General features: G+C 72.1%; 14 protein-coding genes. 2 read left to right on the forward strand and 12 right to left on the reverse strand.

Features of this window, described 5'->3' with window-relative positions; all coding sequences use genetic code 11:
• Nucleotides 1-13 precede the first annotated feature (13 nt).
• From G5C51_RS29405 to G5C51_RS29435, 7 genes are read right to left on the reverse strand one after another with little or no spacing between them, the layout of a single operon-like run.
• Nucleotides 14-2,020 (reverse strand): AAA family ATPase, encoded by a 2,007-nt coding sequence (locus tag G5C51_RS29405; RefSeq protein ID WP_338118339.1) that lies wholly within the window; start codon nt 2,018-2,020, stop codon nt 14-16.
• On the reverse strand, nt 2,017-3,417 hold the full coding sequence (locus G5C51_RS29410) for a hypothetical protein (RefSeq protein ID WP_165241546.1): 1,401 nt from the start codon (nt 3,415-3,417) through the stop codon (nt 2,017-2,019). The genes G5C51_RS29405 and G5C51_RS29410 overlap by 4 nt, the downstream gene beginning before the upstream one ends.
• A 28-nt stretch (nt 3,418-3,445) precedes the next feature.
• Nucleotides 3,446-4,093 carry a 4Fe-4S single cluster domain-containing protein gene (locus tag G5C51_RS29415; RefSeq protein WP_165241548.1) on the reverse strand — a complete coding sequence of 216 codons (648 nt, stop codon included), beginning with the start codon at nt 4,091-4,093 and terminating at the stop codon, nt 3,446-3,448.
• Nucleotides 4,090-5,142, reverse strand: coding sequence for a protein kinase domain-containing protein (locus G5C51_RS29420; protein WP_165241550.1), 1,053 nt, complete (start codon nt 5,140-5,142; stop codon nt 4,090-4,092). The genes G5C51_RS29415 and G5C51_RS29420 overlap by 4 nt, the downstream gene beginning before the upstream one ends.
• Nucleotides 5,143-5,146: 4 nt before the next feature.
• Nucleotides 5,147-6,061 (reverse strand): protein phosphatase 2C domain-containing protein, encoded by a 915-nt coding sequence (locus tag G5C51_RS29425; RefSeq protein WP_165241552.1) that lies wholly within the window; start codon nt 6,059-6,061, stop codon nt 5,147-5,149.
• Nucleotides 6,058-6,828: a vWA domain-containing protein gene (locus G5C51_RS29430; RefSeq protein WP_165241554.1), complete on the reverse strand. Its 771-nt coding sequence runs from the start codon at nt 6,826-6,828 to the stop codon at nt 6,058-6,060. Before G5C51_RS29430 ends, G5C51_RS29425 begins: the two co-directional genes overlap by 4 nt.
• Nucleotides 6,825-7,040, reverse strand: coding sequence for a hypothetical protein (locus G5C51_RS29435; RefSeq protein WP_338118340.1), 216 nt, complete (start codon nt 7,038-7,040; stop codon nt 6,825-6,827). The genes G5C51_RS29430 and G5C51_RS29435 overlap by 4 nt, the downstream gene beginning before the upstream one ends.
• Nucleotides 7,041-7,186: 146 nt before the next feature.
• On the opposite strand from G5C51_RS29435, the gene G5C51_RS29440 reads away from it, so the two are divergent.
• Nucleotides 7,187-7,549 (forward strand): hypothetical protein, encoded by a 363-nt coding sequence (locus tag G5C51_RS29440; RefSeq protein WP_165241556.1) that lies wholly within the window; start codon nt 7,187-7,189, stop codon nt 7,547-7,549.
• On the forward strand, nt 7,546-8,352 hold the full coding sequence (locus tag G5C51_RS29445; protein ID WP_165241558.1) for a hypothetical protein: 807 nt from the start codon (nt 7,546-7,548) through the stop codon (nt 8,350-8,352). The genes G5C51_RS29440 and G5C51_RS29445 overlap by 4 nt, the downstream gene beginning before the upstream one ends.
• Before the next feature lie 31 nt (nt 8,353-8,383).
• On the opposite strand, the gene G5C51_RS43285 is transcribed toward G5C51_RS29445, so the two are convergent.
• From G5C51_RS43285 to G5C51_RS29470, 5 genes are all read right to left on the reverse strand, one after another.
• On the reverse strand, nt 8,384-11,305 hold the full coding sequence (locus G5C51_RS43285; RefSeq protein ID WP_338118341.1) for an SAV_2336 N-terminal domain-related protein: 2,922 nt from the start codon (nt 11,303-11,305) through the stop codon (nt 8,384-8,386).
• Nucleotides 11,190-12,212, reverse strand: a complete 1,023-nt coding sequence (locus G5C51_RS29455) for an AAA family ATPase (protein WP_165241560.1) — start codon at nt 12,210-12,212, stop codon at nt 11,190-11,192. The genes G5C51_RS43285 and G5C51_RS29455 overlap by 116 nt, the downstream gene beginning before the upstream one ends.
• Complete coding sequence (locus G5C51_RS29460) at nt 12,213-13,922, reverse strand: VMAP-C domain-containing protein (protein ID WP_165241562.1); 1,710 nt, start codon at nt 13,920-13,922, stop codon at nt 12,213-12,215.
• Nucleotides 13,919-14,248 (reverse strand): CU044_2847 family protein, encoded by a 330-nt coding sequence (locus tag G5C51_RS29465; RefSeq protein WP_165241564.1) that lies wholly within the window; start codon nt 14,246-14,248, stop codon nt 13,919-13,921. The genes G5C51_RS29460 and G5C51_RS29465 overlap by 4 nt, the downstream gene beginning before the upstream one ends.
• 99 nt (nt 14,249-14,347) lie before the next feature.
• Nucleotides 14,348-17,307 (reverse strand): CHAT domain-containing protein (locus G5C51_RS29470; protein ID WP_165241566.1); only part of this gene is annotated, 2,960 nt, incomplete at its 5' end.

Raw genomic sequence — 17,307 nt, forward strand, 5'->3', positions numbered from 1 at the left:
ACCCCGCCCTCCGTCACGCCCGCTCCCCTCCCCCGTCGCCGGCGGCCACCAGCGGCACGCCGTCCGCGTCCACGCTGAGCCGCAGGCTGCTCCCGGCCTCCGGCCTCCGCTCGATGAAGTGCCGCACCACGGCGGCCCGCAGAGCTTCCAGCTCATTGCGGATCTGCCGCCCGCCGTACGACTGCCGCGTCGGATCCGACATCCGCTCGGTGATCCACTTGTGCACCGACGCCCGGTCGTGGACCAGCTCCACCTGGTACCGCTCCCGTACCGACTCGGCGAGCTGGCCGAGCAGCCGGTCGGTGATCCCGGTGACGTGCTGGGTGCGCAGCATGTCGAAGACCACCACCCCCGGCTTGAGCCGTCCGTAGATCTCCGGCCTGCGGATCTCATGGAACTTGCGCTCCACCGCGTCCTCGAAGTGCTCCACGAGAAGCCCGTACGGCACGTCCTCCCCGTCGGCGGCCCGCTCGGCCAGCAGGTCCTTGACCGCGTCCGCGCCGGTGTTGGAGGTGAAGATGATCAGGCACTGGGAGAAGTTCGCGGTCTGCCCGCGGCCATCGGTGAGCCGGCCGTCCTCCAGGATCTGCAGGAATTTGTCGAGCACCGCCGGATGCGCCTTCTCGATCTCGTCGAAGAGCAGCACGCTGAACGGCCGCTCCTGCACCCGGGTGGTGAGCTCGCCGCCCTGCTCGTAGCCGAGGTATCCGGGCGGCGCCCCGGCGAGCCGCTCGGCGGCGTGCTCCTGCTGGTACTCGCTCATGTCGAAGCGGGCGTAGGCGCTCTGATCGCCGAAGATCAGCTGGGCGACCGCCTTCGCCAGCTCGGTCTTGCCGACGCCCGTGGGTCCGACGAAGAAGAAGGAGCCGCGCGGCCGGGAGCTGCCCGAGTCGCCGAACCCGACGCCCACGTACGCCGCTTGCAGCGCACCGGCCACCGCCTCGACGGCCCGGTCCTGGCCGATGACGCGGGTACGCAGCTCGTCCGCCGCCCGGGCCACGGACTCCCGGTCCAGCTGGGTCCAGGGGTCGACGCTCACATTGAGGCGATGCGCTCGCACCAGCTTGTCCGGGCGCTGCACCGGTTCCCGCCTGATGTGCGAGGTCCTGGCCAGCGCGGCCAGCTCCCACGCGGTCATCCCGTCGGTGGCGCCGACCAGCGCCTCCCACTCGGGCCCGGTGGCCCCTTCGCCTCCGCTGAACTCCTGGCGCAACAGCCGCAGCCACAGCCGCCGCTCGGCCGGGCCCGGGGCACTGATGTGCAGGGCGGCGACGCGAGGGTCGTCCTGGTGGAACCAGGCGGGCAGCCGGCCGATGTCGCCCACCGCGCACAGCACGGCGTTGCGGGCGAGCGGCGGCGGTCCGGACGACGGTCCTGGCCTGGGTTCCACGGCGTCGGTCATCGCGGCGCGCAGCCGCAGGTAGCCGAGCTGCGACTCGCGGTCGCCGGCGGGCTGCAGGGCGTGGTCGATGTCCTGGAAGACGAAGGCGGTGGCGGAGTCCGGGGAGGCCGACAGCTGCCGTACAACGGCCGTGACATCCTCCAGGGAGGAGTAGCGGCGAGGCGCGCGGGGCGCGAACATGCCCTCGGCGCGGCGCCGCCGCTCGCGATCACGCCTGGTGCCCGAGTCGCCCGCCGCCTCCTCCCGACCGTCCTGCCCGTCTTCCGGCGCGGGCGCCGGCTGGGAGCTCAGTCCTCGGACCAACTGGTCGAAGCGCTCCCGGTGCCCCGCCACCGGAAACGTGAGCTGGTCGACCGGATCCCACCAGCCCACCACCTCCGCACCCTGCAGCACGAGCACCTGGGCGAGCAGCTCGCGGAAGGACGCCGGCCTCCCGTCGACCCACCAGCGGTCGCGGACATGGCCGTCCAGGACGATCTGCCGACCGCGGCGCAGCTCCCAGCGCAGCGATACGGCCCACAGCGGCATCAGCTCGTTGGCGACCGGAGTCTGCCGCTCCGGTGTCCGGTGCGGGTCGGGGCCGTGACCCGCCTTCCGCAGGTCGGGACCCTCACTCACCGGAGCCTCCCGCTCTCGTCACCGGGCAGCGCACGCCCGCGGCGGCCGGGCGGCTTGCCCTGCCAGTGCAGCTCGCCCGGTACGAACCCGTCCGCGTGCATGGCCTCGTGGACCCGCTCCAGCAGCTCCTCGGTGCTGTCGCAGACCGCTTCTCCGCCCTCCGCCGCGGCAGTCCGGGAGATGTCGGCCTCCCCCTCGATGCGGTAGACGAGCAGCGGCGTGCCGTCGTCCTCGCTGCCGACGGCGGTCTCGTACAGCGCCCCGTTCGGCCGCTCGAAACGCAGCAGGAACCGGGCCCCGTCCTCCTCACCGCCGGTGAAGGCGAGGCCCTCGTCGGTCATCGCCTCCTTCACCGCCTCGGCGAGCTCCACCCGGCGCTGGTGGGCCAGTAGCAGGTCGTCGAGGCGCTGTTCGGCCGCGGGCAGCAGCTCCGCCAGCTCGGCGGCCGCGGCGAGCGCCGCCGCCGGGGCGCCCGCGCCGAGCGCCTGCTGGGCGGTGGTCAGCGCGCGGGCGACGTCCTCCGTGAGGGCGGGTTCGCCGAAGGTGGCGGCGTCGCCGATCGCGGCGAGGGCGTCGTCCCGTACCGCGTCGAGGCGGTCGCGCGCCTCGGCGAGGGCCTCGGCCTCCTCGGCGGCGCGCGCAGCGGCGGCCGTTGCCTCCGCTTCTGCGGCCGCCGCTGCCCCGACCTGCTCCCGCCGCGTCTCCTCCGCTTTACGTGCCTGTTCCGTGGCCGTGGCCGCGTGCCGGCCGATCTCGAATTCAGCCGTGCCGCGCAGCGCTTCGAACCGCACCCGGTCGCCGGCACGGGCCGCCTCGCGCAGCTCCTTCAGCAGGGCCGCCGACCGCTGCCTGCCCTCCTCGTCGGCGGCCGACTGCTCCGCGGGTACGGCCCGCAGGCGGGCCTCCAGCTCCGCCACCGCCCGCTCGTGGTCCTGCCCTCCCGCGGGACTCGCGCCGCCCCAGGACCCGGCCCGTACCAGCCGTCCGCGCAGCTCCTCGATGGCCTCGTCGAGCTTCTGCGGATCGTCGTGCGCCAGCCGGGAGCGCAGCGCGTCGATGCGCTCCCCCACCGCCGCCAACTCTGCCGCGGACAGGCCCTGATCGCGGGCGCCGTCGAGCAGTCCCTGCACCTCCCGCAGCCGGCGCGCGGCGGATTCGCTGCCCGCCTTGCGCACGGCGGCCGACCGCTCCGCGTCCCGGGCGGCGCGGGCGGCGGCCCGCTCGGCGTCCCTGCGGGCGCGTTCGGCGCGGGCCCGCTCACGGCGGGCGGCAGCCTCGGCGGCACGACGGCGACGCTCGGCCTCCATGCGGCGCCGCTGCTCCTCGCGCTGCCGGCGCAGCGCCGCCTCGCGGACGGGGTCGTACCTGACCGTGGTGTACTTCGGCGATCCGCTCATGACCGTGCTCGCTCCCCCTTCATGCCGTTCATGCCGCTGTGTCGTCGTCCCCGTGGCGAAGGCTGAATCCCCGTGCCGCCAGCCGTTCTTCGAAGTGCTCCCGGAAGCCGGCCGCCGGCGGTACCCCGGCCCAGGACATCGAGCCGTCCGGCTCCGCCGTGATCTCGATCCCCGCGCTGCTGTCGGTCGCATCAGCCAGCTCCGGGTGGCGGCCGGAGAGCGCGACGATCCGCTGGTTCGCGGAGCCGCGCCAGAGCAGGGAGGCGTGCCGGGCAGCCACATACGGGCCGTCGACCAGGAGGTCCAGGCGCTCCAGCAGCGCCCGCTGGTCGTCGTCGCCGCGCCGCAGCGCCTCCAGCCGGAAGCCGGAGTACGCCATCACGGAGAATCCCGGGCGCCCTTCCCGTACGAGATCGACCAGCCGCACCAGCGCGGCGGCCTGGCTGAACGGCTCGCCGCCCGAAAGCGTCAGCCCGTCGATGCCTCCAACCCCCGTGATCCACTCCGCCAGTTCGCGGACGCCGTGCGCCGTGCCGCCTTCGAACGGCAGCGTCTCGGCGGCCACGCAGCCGCCGCACCGCAGCGGGCAGCCCTGCACCCACAGCACCGCCCGGATGCCGGGCCCGAGCACACCGCACCGGTCGAGGGTGCGCGCCACCGAGATCACGTCGCTCATCGCGCCCCCTCCGCGGTACGGGCCCCCGGGTAGCTGTCCCAGCCGCGCTCGGCCTGGTCGCACCAGGGGCACCAGGGGCGTTCCCGGGTGTGGACGTGGCTGCCGTTCGCACGGCAGGTCGCCAGCCGCTCCGGCCGCAGCTGCCGTCGCAGCGCCCGGGCCCAGTCGACGGCAGCGGGCCGGGCCGCGGGGTCCTTGCGGCCCGGCCCGCCGAGGGCGGCGGTCAGCAACTGCCGCAGCTCGCGCGGCAGTACGTCGTCGGGCGGCGCGGAGGCGGGCAGCACCACCGAGCCTGGGCTGAGCAGCCGGCTGCGGCCGTGACGGAGATTGTCGTCGAGGGAGAGGTACGGGCTGTCGTCTCCGGGGTGGCCGGTGAAGGGGTGCAGGCCGGACATCAGCAGCTGGTGCACGAGGACGGCGAGCACGAAGTCGTCGGAGGCGGAGGTGGGCGGGGCGCTGTCGCGGCCGAGGAGTTCTGGGGCCGCGTAGCCGGGGGTACGCATGCGGCCGGGGAAGACGGCCCCGCGGTCGGTGAACTGCCAGGAGTCCACGTCCGCCATCGCGATCCCGCCGCGCCCGTCGGCCCACAGGTTGTCGGGCTTGAGGTCGCCGACGACGTAGTCCTCGGCGTGGATGTCGGCCAGCAGCCCGGCCAGGGCGGCGGCTGTCGCCAGCGCGGTCGCCCACGTCGCCTCCGGGAGCCGCTCCTGCCGGGCCGCGGTGATCAGCAGGTCGCCGAACGGCCGGAAGTGCGCGCGCAGATCACGCATCAGGTAGCCGGCGGCCCCGGGTGCGGTGATCCGCTCCAGCGGCCACGCCAGCCGGCCCGGCGCCCCGGCCAGCAGCCGTACGGTGCGCGGCTCGCGGCCCTGCCGTACGAGCGCGTCCACGCGGGGCCGGAAGCGATCGGCGGGCTCCGGGATCAGCTTGGCGACCAGCGGCCCGCCGGGGCCGGCGTCGGTGACGGCGTACACCACACCTTCGGAGCCACTCCCGAGCCGCTCCCCGAGCCGCCACTCGCGCCCGCCGCGGGATACACACCTGAGCATGCCGTCACCCGCCCCCCAGCAGCGCGCACAGCACCGCCATGTCGTCGCCGCCGCGCTCCGCTTCGGCGCCGGACAGCAGGGCCCGTAACGGCTCGGCGTGGCCCGCGCGCTCGCGCAGCACCTGCGCCAGCGAGCAGAAGAAGCGGGGCGCGGGCTGCGGCCCTGCCGTGGCGGGGAGCCCGGCGGCGGACGGGTGCTCGAAGACCATCGGGGTGCAGCCGTCGCTGGCCAGCACCACACCGGAGAGCGCGGGGTCCCAGAGTGCGAAGCTGCGTGCCCGCAGCTCGGCCTCCGGGGTGTACGCGAAGGCGGGCGCGCCGCGGCCGTCGGGCGGCGGCAGCACGGTCCGGCAGCGCTCCGCCTCGCCCGGGTCCCGGGTGAGCACGGTGGCGGTGCAGTCCCCGAGCGACACGAACGCCGCCCAGGGGGGCCGGAACACGGCGGCCACCAGCGCGGCGGCGAGGTCGGCGGGATCTGGACGGAGCTCCGTCGGGCCGGAGGCAACGCGACGCAACGCCTCGCCCGGGCCGCCACTCGCCCTCATCGGATCGGGAGCGCCGCTCCCCTCCGCCGCCATCAGCGCCTCCGCCACCGTCCGGCACCGGAGGGCCACCGCCTGGGCCCGCCCGCTGATCCACCCCGTCCACGCCTCGGGTCCCGCCTCGTCCCCGGAACTCCCCGGCACGTCCTCCGCCAGCAGTGCGCACGCCGTATCCACCGCCAGCTGCGCTCCCAGCGCACTTCGCGGCCGCCGGCCGGCCCCGTCCGCCACCGCCAGCACGACCGCCGATCCGTCGGCGGTCGGTACCGCCCGGAAGGCGTCCTGCCCGCCCGCACCGCCCGCCCGATGCCGGGCGCCGGCCACCGCCGCGCCGGACACCACGAAGCCCAGGCTCGCGGCCCGCGCCGGGGATGTCATCGCAGCCCCTCTTCCATGGCGGTGAGGCGGCGCCTGAGCTCGGCCTGCCGGGCGATCTCGGCGTGTGTTTCGTCGGCGGTGGCGGCCGGGTCCACCCGGTCCGAGCTGGTGAAGAGGTGGTCGAGGATCTGGCCGAAGTCGAGGTCCGCGAGCATGGCCGTGCCCTTGGGCGCCAGCACCTCGAGCAGTTCGCGGTCGGCGCCGGCCACTCCGATGGCCTGCAGGACACACTCCCCGGCCTGTTCCGCGGCGCGCAGCCGGGCGGCCAGCGGCGCCAGGTCGGCGGCGCTCTGCTCGTATCCGAGCTCGTCGCTCGGCGCACCGTCGGTCAGCATCCAGATGAACGGCCGGCGCACCGGCACCCGCCGGGCGCGCAGCGCCTCATGCCGCTCCCGGGCCAGATCGAGAGCCGTCCGCAGGGCCGCCGCCATGCAGGTGTAGCCGCCCGCCTCGAGCCGGGGCGGGGTGAGCTCCCCGACCGGTGCGAAGAACTCGTCGGTCGGCCGCTCTCCCGCCGGGACGAGTCGCTGCAGCTTGGGGTGGTAGACGTCCACCTGGGTGGCGAAGGCGATCAGGCACACCTCGATCCGGGCCCGTAGCCGCGCCTGCGCCCGCACGCCCTCGAACCACGCCCCGAGGCGTTGGTTGAGCGCGTCGATGCGCGGGCTCTCCTGCGGACGTCCCATGGACTCGGAGGTGTCCAGCAGCACGAGCACCGGCTGCCGTTCGTCGTATCCGCTGGCGAACGCCATGTCCGGAGTGGTCATCGCGCCGTGCGGCTCCCTTCGCCGCCGAAGCCCTCCAGGCCCGCCGGCGCCGACCGCAGCCGCACCCGGGTGCCCGGCGGGCATCCGGCGGGTTCGATCCGGGCGCGCAGCAGCACCCCGTCGATGAGCACATAGGCGTCGGGATCGGGATACGTCACCGTCCTGCCGGATCGCCCGTCCGCCCAGCCCGGCAGGGCGCCGTCCCGCGTCACCGGCGGCTCCGGCCGGCCGGCTGCGGGTACGATCCGCTGCAACCCAACTGCCCTGCGGTGCAGGGGACATGAAAGACAGTCAGCATGGGGACGGGCCGCATGTCGGCAACAATTCCACCACTCTCCCGACAAGTGCAAGGGGATCGATGAGCCGCTCAAAACTGATCGCCTGGTGCTGTGAATACCTCGATGAGCTGCGCGAGATCGCCGCCGAGGAGGGTCCGGACCGGGTGCGGGAGCTCGCCGCGCTGATGGACCGCGCCAAGGGCGGGGAGGACTGCACCGACGACCTCGCGCCGCTGCTGCGCGCACTCGGTCAGCAGGTCAGCGAGGTGCGGGGCGGCGGCTATGTCACGGTTCCCGGTATCGGCCACGAGACCGCCGGCGCGCAGCTGCGCTGGACCTGCCCGGCCCGGGTGTGCGACCCGGACCAGCAGCATGACGAGGTGGCCGGAATCCGGCGTTGCGCCGTGCTGGACGGACGCCCGCTCGAGCAGGCCTGGGAGTGACCGGCTTCCTCGCGGGCGTCGGCGGCAAGCTCGCCGAACGCTGGCTCTCCCGCCTCGCGCTTCCCGGCGCCGTATACGCGGCGTGCGTGGCGGTGGCGCTGCTGCTCGGCCAGTCGGCGGTGCCGTTCGACTTCGACCGCCTGGCCGACGAGGCCGCGCGGTCGTACGACGACGTGGTGGGTGCACGGCCGGGCGCACAGGCGGCCGCGGCAGTTGGGGCGGTCCTGACGGCGGTGTTCGCGGGCTTCGCGGCACAACTGCTCGCCCGCGGGGTGCGGGCGTGGTGGTTCGGCAGGACGGGAGCGCGGTGGCCGCTGCGCACGTCGATGTCGCGGAGCATGGAGCAGGTGCAGCAGCGGGTCTCGGATTTCTACGCCCTGGACCTGGCGCGCGCCTGGCCGCGCTTGTGGCTGGTGCTGCCGGAACGGGTGCGCGGCGAGGTGCGCGCAGCGGTGCGGGCGGTCGACGGGGCCGTGGTGTGCGGCGGTTGGGGGGTGGCGTATCTGGCGCTGGGGCTGCTGTGGTGGCCGGCCGCTGTGGTCGGCCTCGCGACGCTGCTGACCGGATGGCAGCTCGCCCGGGAGCGCACCAACGACATGGCGGCGCTCGTGGAATCAGCGGTGGACGTGGGCATACGCCCGCTGGCCCGCGCCATGGGCCGCACGCTGCCACCGGAGGACGCCTCGGCCCGGAAGCTCGGTGCGATGATCGCCCCCTACCTGCACAAGCGGGCCCCGTCCCGCGCACCGGACACCGGGCCGCTGCCGCCGCCAGGACCTCCGGTCAGAAACCCGCGTGGCTGAACGGCGCCCACGACGCCACCGCCGCGTACCCTCAGTCCCGGCCGGTACGGGGCACCGAGCCGAACTCGCTCAGCAGCCACAGCAGCGGATCGGCCACGCGGTACGGCTGGATGCCGGTGGCCGCGACGCGCGCGCCGGCGGGGGCGGCGCCGAGCGCGGAGACGCCGAAGTAGCGGAAGCGGCTGTACGTGTTCTCCATCAGCCGGTCGATGGCCGTTCCCTCCAGCTTCTTGAGCAGCTGCCGGACTTCCTGATGCACGTTGCGGCTGTCCTCGACGTCGAAGCGTCCGTCCATCGGCGGCTGCGCGCGCAGCGGGCTGCCGCGGTCGAGCAACTGCGTCAGGGTGTCCAGCTTGCTGACGACCACGGCAACCGGGATTCGGATACGGCCGGACGAGTCGGTCCGGTTCTGGGCCAGTAGCAGGTCGGTCACCGTGTTGAGCTCGTTGACGCCCGGCAATTGCAGCGGGTCGACCATCAGGATGATCCCGTCGGCTGCGGCCAGGTAACGGGAGTTGACCCCGACGCTCTCCGACGAGGCGAGGTCCTCGCCCGCGGTGTCGAAGAACGAGAGCAAGGTGTGCATCGGCCGTTCCCTGAACCGCACCCGGCGGCGCAACGCGAACCGGAACACCAGCGGGGCCACCCGGTTATCGGTGGCGCCCGCCGACTGAGTACCGGGGAGCAGTTGGCCGTCGCGGTACAGACGGTCCTGATAGCCGTCGAGGAAGCGATGCAGGGTGTTGTCGTCGGAGCTCATGAGGGAGGCCCCATAGGCGGCACCGACTTGATTCCTCAACTCGTGCAGCAACACCGTCATGTAGACGCTCTTGCCCGACATACGCGCTCCGACCATCGCGATCATCCGGCTCTCCACCACACCGAACTGCACGGGCAGCGTCATATGGCACGCCGGGCAGATCCGATACGTCGTCTCCCCCGCGCAGTCGGGACAGACCGCCTTCGACCCGCGCCCATCGGGGCCGAAGAACGGCGGGCCCACTTCATCGCGCACGCCCATCCGCTCCTGCAACACCACATCACGCGTACGCCTGCAGCGTTGCTGGGTCGGGCTGATCCGACCGTTGCAACGAAACCCGATCGCCGAGGGGTCGAACTGCTCATAGCAGTACGGACACGCAACGTCTGCGGAGCGGCGACGGAGACGGAAGATCGAGTTCCTTCGCTCCGGGGCGGCGACAGATACCTCCGTCGTAGCCACTTCAGGTGCCGCCTCCCTCGGAGGTGGCACCTCAGCCGGCAGTTCCGCCGGTACAGGGGCCGCCAATTGCTGCTCCGCCACCGGCCGCATCGGCGTGCCGATCAGCCTCAGGGCTTGGTCACTGATCAGCGCGAATGGACGCGCCCCGGACTCGATCCGGCGTTCCCCGCCCATCATGTGCACGAGTGCGCTGAACGCCTCGCTCCCCCGACCCGCCCGCGCCTCGATCTCGGCGGAGATCTCTTCGAGCACCTGCGCGGTATTGATCGCCACGGCTCTCGGCAGCGTCTCCAGCAGCGCTTGACGGGCCTGCGGCACGAAGGCGAAAACCCCGGTCGCCGAGTCGACAGGCCGGATCAGTCCGCTCAGGATGACCTCAGCGATGTCACTCGGTCTGGACTGGGGCAGCAGACGCTCCTGGATCAGTCGCATGATGGGAAGCGCCGGCTCAGTAACCGCCGCATGAGCTGCCAGATCTGCCGCCGACGGCGAGGCGGCCCGCTGAAATCGATGCACCTGCTCGGCCACGGAGATCGGCTGCTCCGTACCGAGCGCATAGGGCTGGAGCTCCGCGGCCGTTCGGGGATACATGACGGCGGCATCCACGCCACCCAGTCGTGATGCCGTGACCAGCCGGGACCAGTCCGCAAGCCACTCCGGATCGACTTCCAGAACCGGTACCGGCACCGGACCGGCCCGGTCGGCCCGCCGGGCCCCATGGGCCCGGAACGCCAGCGCATCATTGCTCGCACCGGCGCGGGAGGCGTACGCACGACCGGGAACCGGAGGGGCGGCGGTGCGCCGCCACAACCTTTCCGGGAGTGGCTGCAGGACTGCTGTGGGGCCGCGCCGCGCCCAACGCTCAACCGCCGGCGCCATCACCCCGCTCCACCAGTGCGGACCCGAGCAGTCACTGAGGATCAGCAGGATCTGACGCCCACCGGCATCAGCCAGAGAGGAAGCCGGCAGCACGGGCCCGGAGCGCCCCGTCCGCACTCCGACCCACTCCCCACGCACGACGAGTGACATCGTTCTTACGTCCCGGAAGGCGCCGAGCCGCACCATCGCTTCGCTGAACTCCCGCGCCAATGAATGCCAGACACTCATGGTGGGGCCACTGTCGACAACCAGAGCCAGCCGCATCCATCGCTGGTCCGCGGGCCGGAGTACCGGCACCCATGGGCCACTCGGCCCTGACCGGGCAATCCGGGAGGCGGTAGCGGTCTCGTCGAGCACCCGGGCCCGTGGCGCGGGCACCCGGCGTTTGAATGGCCGCATCGCGCGTTGGATGCGTAACACGTCACGCAGCGCCGGCGCCGTCGGCACCTGAACGCTGCTCGCGCTATCGCCCCGCACCGGCCCGCGGGAAGGATGATGCAAAGGCCGGCGCTCCGGGGGCTGGGGTGCCGGCACCGCGGATGTGCGGCCTTCCGACGGAACAGCGAGCCTCGGTGCGCCCGCACCGTCGTCGTCCAGTACGAACTCCGGTCGTGGCTCCGGTCCTGGCTCTGGCTCTGGCTCTGCCTCTGGAAGGTGCTGAGCCAGCCACAGCATTTCGGCCAGTTCCAGGGATGTGACCCGGGGCCCGAGGTTCGCGAGGATCCGTTGTACCCGCTCAGCCGTCAAAGTCGCCGTTCCCGGTGCTGAGGTAGGGCATGACCTGCTCGGCGAGTTCGATGACATCGCTCGGCTTGTCCTCGAGTATCGCGTGATGACACAGGTAAACCGCATTGAGTAACTGGTCGTTGGCCAGTAGCCCGCTGCTGCTGCGCTGCAGAAACTGCTGGATCATGCGCTCGGCGTTCTTGGGCAGCCGGCCCTGCTCCCCGATGAGCTCGCCCAGATGCTCGCTGACTATCGCGTTCATCTCTTCGACGGTGGTCGGCTGACGAAGGTGCAAGGTGATACATCTGCGCAGGAACGCGGGCGGAAACTCACGTTCCCCGTTACTCGTCATCACCACAAAGGGAAAGGCCCGGCAGGCGACCCGCCCCTGGCGGACCGGAACGCGCATGCTCGTATCGTCAGCGGTCATCACCTCCGCCACCTGGTCCGCCCTCCGCGCCAGCTCCACGATGTCGTAGGAGCCCCGCTCGAAGATGGTGAGCAGATCATTGGGGAGGTCGATATCGCTCTTGTCGATCTCGTCGATCAGGAGAACTCGAGGGCGCTGATAGGGCAGTAGGGACGTACCCAGTGGACCCAGCCGGATGTAGTTGCCGATGTCATCCGATGGCTGAGCGTACCCACCGGACTCACCCCGGCTCATTGCGTACAAGCGAGTGAGGGGATCGTACTCGTAAAGTCCGTCACGCAGGGTTACGCGGCTGGTGATCGGCCAGTGCAGAACCGGCCCCAGACCGAGCTCATGGGCGACGGCATGGGCGAGCGTCGACTTGCCGGTCCCTGGGGGGCCCATCACCAGGAGCGGCCTGCGCAGATACAGTGCGGCGTTGACAAGCCGGATCGCTTCGGCGCCGGGTCGGTAGGTGCGCGCCGCGTGGTCGTTACCGGTGCCGGAATCGGGGATGGGCAGCGCCGGCCCGCCGTTGAAGTCTCGCCATGGCGGGGGTGGCGGCAATCTGTCGATGCCACCGTGCTGTTCCCTCGTGCCCCTGAAGATCTCCCAGTCCGACACTCATGCTCCTTCCATGGCCAAGGGCGGTTCCGGGTGCCGCGCCGGGTCGTCCCACAGCAGCGTTAATCTGTGTCCACAGTGGTCCTCTGCTCCGGAAACCTGAGCATGAGCCTGATTCCGTAACCGCCGAACTTCCCATGGCAACTTGTCCGGATCCACGGCTGCTAGCGACTCCGTCAGCTGAGCGAGGATTGCGTTGCGGTCACAGGAACTGTGATCCTCACCAGGACACACCTGCCTCCGCCAGAGAATGATCGGCACCCCCACCCCGAGCGCTGCGCGAAGCAGGTCAGCGCGCGGTGTGACCGAATAGGCAAGCGCACACAGTGCTTTCTCCGCGATCAACCAGCTTGCGAACTGCTCCTCATTCTCCCGACGCTCGCAACTGACCGGAATGGGATCAGTCCGCCCACGCTCGCGCAGCATCGCCCATCGGTTACGCGCCTCCTGCGCCGGAGTGATGGGACGCAGCCGCGCAACATCCCGTATCACCATCGGAAACTGGCGGAGCGGCCGCGGATACTGGACGCCCTCCTCCTTGAGCCGCCATTCCTCATAATCGATGTCCATCAGGTCTTGGGGCACGGCGAACTCGAGCATCCAGTTCCGATCGTGGACCTGCCGCACATGCGCGGGCAACAGCGCCTCCACCTTCCGCCGTATGTCGTCCCGGCGCACCCTGCAGGGGTCGGACTGGCGCACTGGAATTCCGTTGACAAGAGTGGAGACGTGCAGCTCCAGCCGTGCGCCCCGGGTCAGCGGCTCAAGCCTGACGATGATCGAGCATTGATGTGCACTCAGGTCCTGCGCTGCACTGCTATGAGGAAACCATCTGCTCAACCAATCAGTGATTCCGCCGGCGGTCCGGGCATCCGGCACATACGGAAGCAACGCGCGCAGAAGCATCTGAAGCCGGTCCTGCGCCCAGCCCTGCTCGCCCACGTAGCGGACCGCCGCCCACACCGACTCGAAGGTATCCGGCACCTGCCGCACATTCGGCAGAGCCTCCTTGACCAGCCCGCTCAGCTGCGGACATGCCGCTGTCCCGGCAAGGAGGCCGCGCAGGTCCTGCCGCGGCTTGTGCCCCAGCCACTCCAGTGGAAGCAGATCGTCCAGCTCTTCCCAGTGCCTGCGCAGGGAATCCAGTGGCAGTGCTTTCCCAACGCGTCCGCCGGCTCCACCGCCGAGGACTGCGTCAGTCACCATCCCTATGACCATGCCGTCGGCGTCGTAGACCGCCGCACCACTGAACCCACTGTCGATCCCGGGATCGTCCAATACCGTCAGCTGAGTCCATTCATCCCCGAGGCGGTTGCCGGGTTGGCCGCACAGGGTGATGTTGATGCCGTTCTGTTTGTGTCCTCGGGGGAAGCCCAGGGCCGTCAGACGTGCGGGCTGTGCGTCCGATGACGAGCGGGCCCAGGCTGTGGACATGGGGTCGGCCAGCCGGCAGGGCGCTATCCGAACCGCTGTGGACAGCATCAGCACGGCGACGTCACCGCGATCACCTGTAGCCGCCCAGTCCCCCCGCCACACCACCGATGCGGGCAACGCCTGCGCCCGCCCGGGAAACGTTACGAGCACACTGTCCCGGCCTTGTACGACGTGGGCGCAGGTGAGCAGGCGTTGGTCATCCACCAGAAAGCCCGCACCAAGCGTCGCCCCTTCGGGCGAGTCGATTCTGGCCCGCCAGCCGTAGTCCGTGTTCATTGCTGGCTACTGTGCCCGTTCCAGGTCAGCCGGACAATGAGATGCGCCTCGGCAGAAGTCCGCGCGATGACCGCACCCGCCTCCGCATTGAGCTTGACCCCCATCTCCAATTCGATTGTGTCAGGCGCGAATACGCCGTCCCGCAATGAACGCAGGGCAGCCGCGGCAGTGTTCCGCACCACTCCCAACGCCTGCTCAAGGTGCCCGGCAGCATCGGCGACGGCCTCACCGGGCCGACGTGACACGGATGTGAAACCCGGATCCCCGGCATCCAGTTCGACCACGACAGGGCCGTCTTCCGTTTCCCAGCGGACCAGTTCAGTCATGCGCCCCCGCCCCTTTTAGGCACCTCCTGTAGCGCCAGGGGGAGAGTAGACCACCGGACGCCGCGGCACCATCGGTACTCGCCCCCGCGCGGCCGGCCCTCAGAATCCCGCGTGGATGAACGGCGCCCAGGACACCACCGCCGGCGAGCTCTCCCGCACCGCCCGCGCACCCGCGTCCACCGCGGCCGCCACGCAGGCGCCGTCGGCGTCGGCCGGGGAGCGGCCGTCGCTGCCCAATTCGTCGTAGAGCACCCGCGAGAACTCCTCCGCCTCCTCGTCTCCGACCCGCCACAGCGACCCGACCGCGTGCCGGGCGCCCGCGGCCTGGAAGGCGGACGCGAGATGCAGTACCTCGTCCGGAAGCCGGTCGCTGCCCCGGGCCGTGTGGCAAGCCGAGAGTACGACCAGGCCGACGCCGTCGAGCCGCTGCCGCATCAATTCGGCGACGGTGAGCGGCTCGTCGTGCAGCAGCAGGTGACTGCGGGACGTGCTCTCCGGGTCGTTCACCCCGTGGCAGGCGAAGTGCGCGGCCCGGCTGCGGCCGAGAGCGTCCAGCACTGCGCGCGTCCCGGCCCGTTCTCCGTCGAGCAGCTCGGCGTCCGGGAGCCGGCCGGCGAGCCGGGCGGCCTCCTCGGCGGCGCGGTCCAGCGGCTGCTCGCCGGCAGCGGACCGCGGGCGGGGCACGGACACCACGAGCGTCCCGCGGCGCGGCTGCGCGGCGGCCGCTCCGGGGGCGGCGAGCCGGAGGGTCGGCACGTACGACGACGCCACCCGGTCCATGGCGCGCTCGCCGCGCTCGCCGGCCGCGTGCAGCGGCAGTTGGGTCAGCGCGCCGGTCGGCGACCAGCGCACCCGGGGCACGGCGCCGCCGAGGGCGTCGAGCACCGGGCCGACGGCCGCCTCCCACAACCAGGCGAGGGTGTCGTCCACGACGCCGTGCAATCGCCTGCCGTCCCTGGGACCGGGGCGGTCGCGGATGTCGGGCGGGGTGAGCGCGGCGACGGCGGCGGCGAAGTCAGCCGCCCGGCGGCCGGCCTCGGCGGCGTCCAGCTTCGGCAGCCGGATCGCGGGCACCTCGTCGTCGTCCGGGCGCAGCACCAGGGCGTCGCAGCGATAGCCGCTGACATTCAGCACGACGACCGGGGCCTGGCCGGCTCCCGGTCCCGTACGTAGGCCGGCGCGCAGGCCGGCGAGATCCGGCGGTAGCAGATAGCGCTCCAGACCGGGCACGGCACGCACCTCACGGGTCAGCTCCTCGATGCGGGCGGCCAGGGCGTGTCTGCGTTCGGCGGCTCCACCCGCCGACATCGCGGACTCGGCCTCGGCCAGCTCGGCCCGCAGCCCGGCCAGTTCGTCCGCGAGCCGCGGGGCCAGCGCCCGGACCTGGTCCAGGTCGTGGTTGCGGCGCCCGGACAGCGCCTGGCCGAGCAGCGCGGCCCGGCCCTGTTCGAGGAGGGTGAGCGCCTCGTCCGGCCGGCCGGCGGAGAGGGCGCAGGCGCACGTGTCCCGGGCCAGGTCGGCGGCCCACTCGGCGAGGCCGTACTCGCGGTCGGTCATCCGCAACGCTTCCGAGGTGACGTGCGGCATCAGACCGATCGCCTGCCGGCCGATGTCGGCGGCTCCCGCCCAGTCCTTCGCAGCGGCGGCAAGCACCAGGCCCAAACGGCCGGACATGACCCGCACATTGGTCCAGTTGCCTTCGGCCATCGACTCCCGCAGCAGGTCGGAGACCTTGGCCCCGGTGGCTTCGTCGGCGGGGCGGCCCTTGTCCCGCAGGCTGATGAGGGTGGCGAGGACGGTTCGGAGCCGGGCACGGTGGCGTTCCGCGGCCGGATTGCCGTCGAGGGCGGCCAGTGCCGCTTCGGCGGCCGGAATCGCCTCGTCGAGTACCCGCTCGTCCTCCGTGAACTTCCACCATGTCCACAGGGACATCACGAAGTTCGTGACGAAGGGAGCGTGGTCATCGCTCCTGGGCGGGGTGAGCTCCGCGGAGCGGCGCAGCAGGTGGATGGCCTCCCGCAGCCCGGTCATGCCCTCCTCAGGCCCGGCGAGCGCGGATCGCATGTGCAGCTCCGAGCCGAATTCGTTGAGCAGTCCGGCCGCTGCGGGGTGGTCCGCAGGGAGCAGAGCAAGGGCTTGGCCGGACAGCTCCACGGCCCGGTCGAGCTTCGCCGGGTCGGAGATGTGCCAGCCGAGGAGGGCGTACGGCTGCGCGGCCCGCATCAGCCGCCACCACAGCCGGTCGTCCGGGCCGGGGTGGAGACGCAGGGCCTCCTCGGCCAGGTCGACGGCTTCTTCGAGGGCGGCGCTGTCACCGCGGGTCTGGTAACGCGTGATCAGTTCTTGAACGATGCCCAGGGCGGACCGGGCGCGCATCTCCGGGGCTGCGGAGGGGTCTTCGAAGATCGCACGGCGATCGCTGCCCGTAGTGGCGGGGCCGGAGAGCATCTCGTGTATCGACACGCGGCCGTCGCGGATGACGTCGGCGTCGGGGTGCCCGGGGCCGGCCAGGGTGTCGGCCTCGTCGATGGCCGCCAGCGCCCGCCGTAAATCCTCGGCCTCGTGCTCACGCAGGTAGCGCTGGCGGTGCAGATAGGCGGTCAGGGCGAGCAGGTCGGCCCGCTCGTGGTCCGGCAGCGGCTCCGGCCCGTCGAGTCCGGTCCGCAGCAGGTCGAGGGCCCGGTCCGCCAGCTCCACGTCGGCACCGGCATCCATCGCGTGGTGGCACAGGTCGGCCACCACGCGGCATTCCACGGCGGTGGGTCCGCACTGCCGCAGCTCGTCTACGAGCGGTCCGAGCCGCGCGGCCTGTCCGGGCTCGCCATCGTCGAGGGCATGGCTCAGCAGAATCGCCCCGGCCGCCCGCAACAGCGGGGAGGCCACGGTGGCCGCCTCGGCGAGCAGCCGGCCGGATCCGGCGGCAAGCTGCGCTACGGCATCGGCGCCGCTACCGGCAGTGCGCTCCAGCTCGTCCAGCTCGCGCCAGATGGCGCCCGCCGAGGCGGACTGCTCACCGGAGTGCCGCAGCAGCTCGCGCAGCTGCCCCGCGGCCCCGGCCC

This window comes from Streptomyces coryli (genome assembly GCF_011044975.1).
Taxonomy (GTDB): domain Bacteria; phylum Actinomycetota; class Actinomycetes; order Streptomycetales; family Streptomycetaceae; genus Streptomyces; species Streptomyces coryli.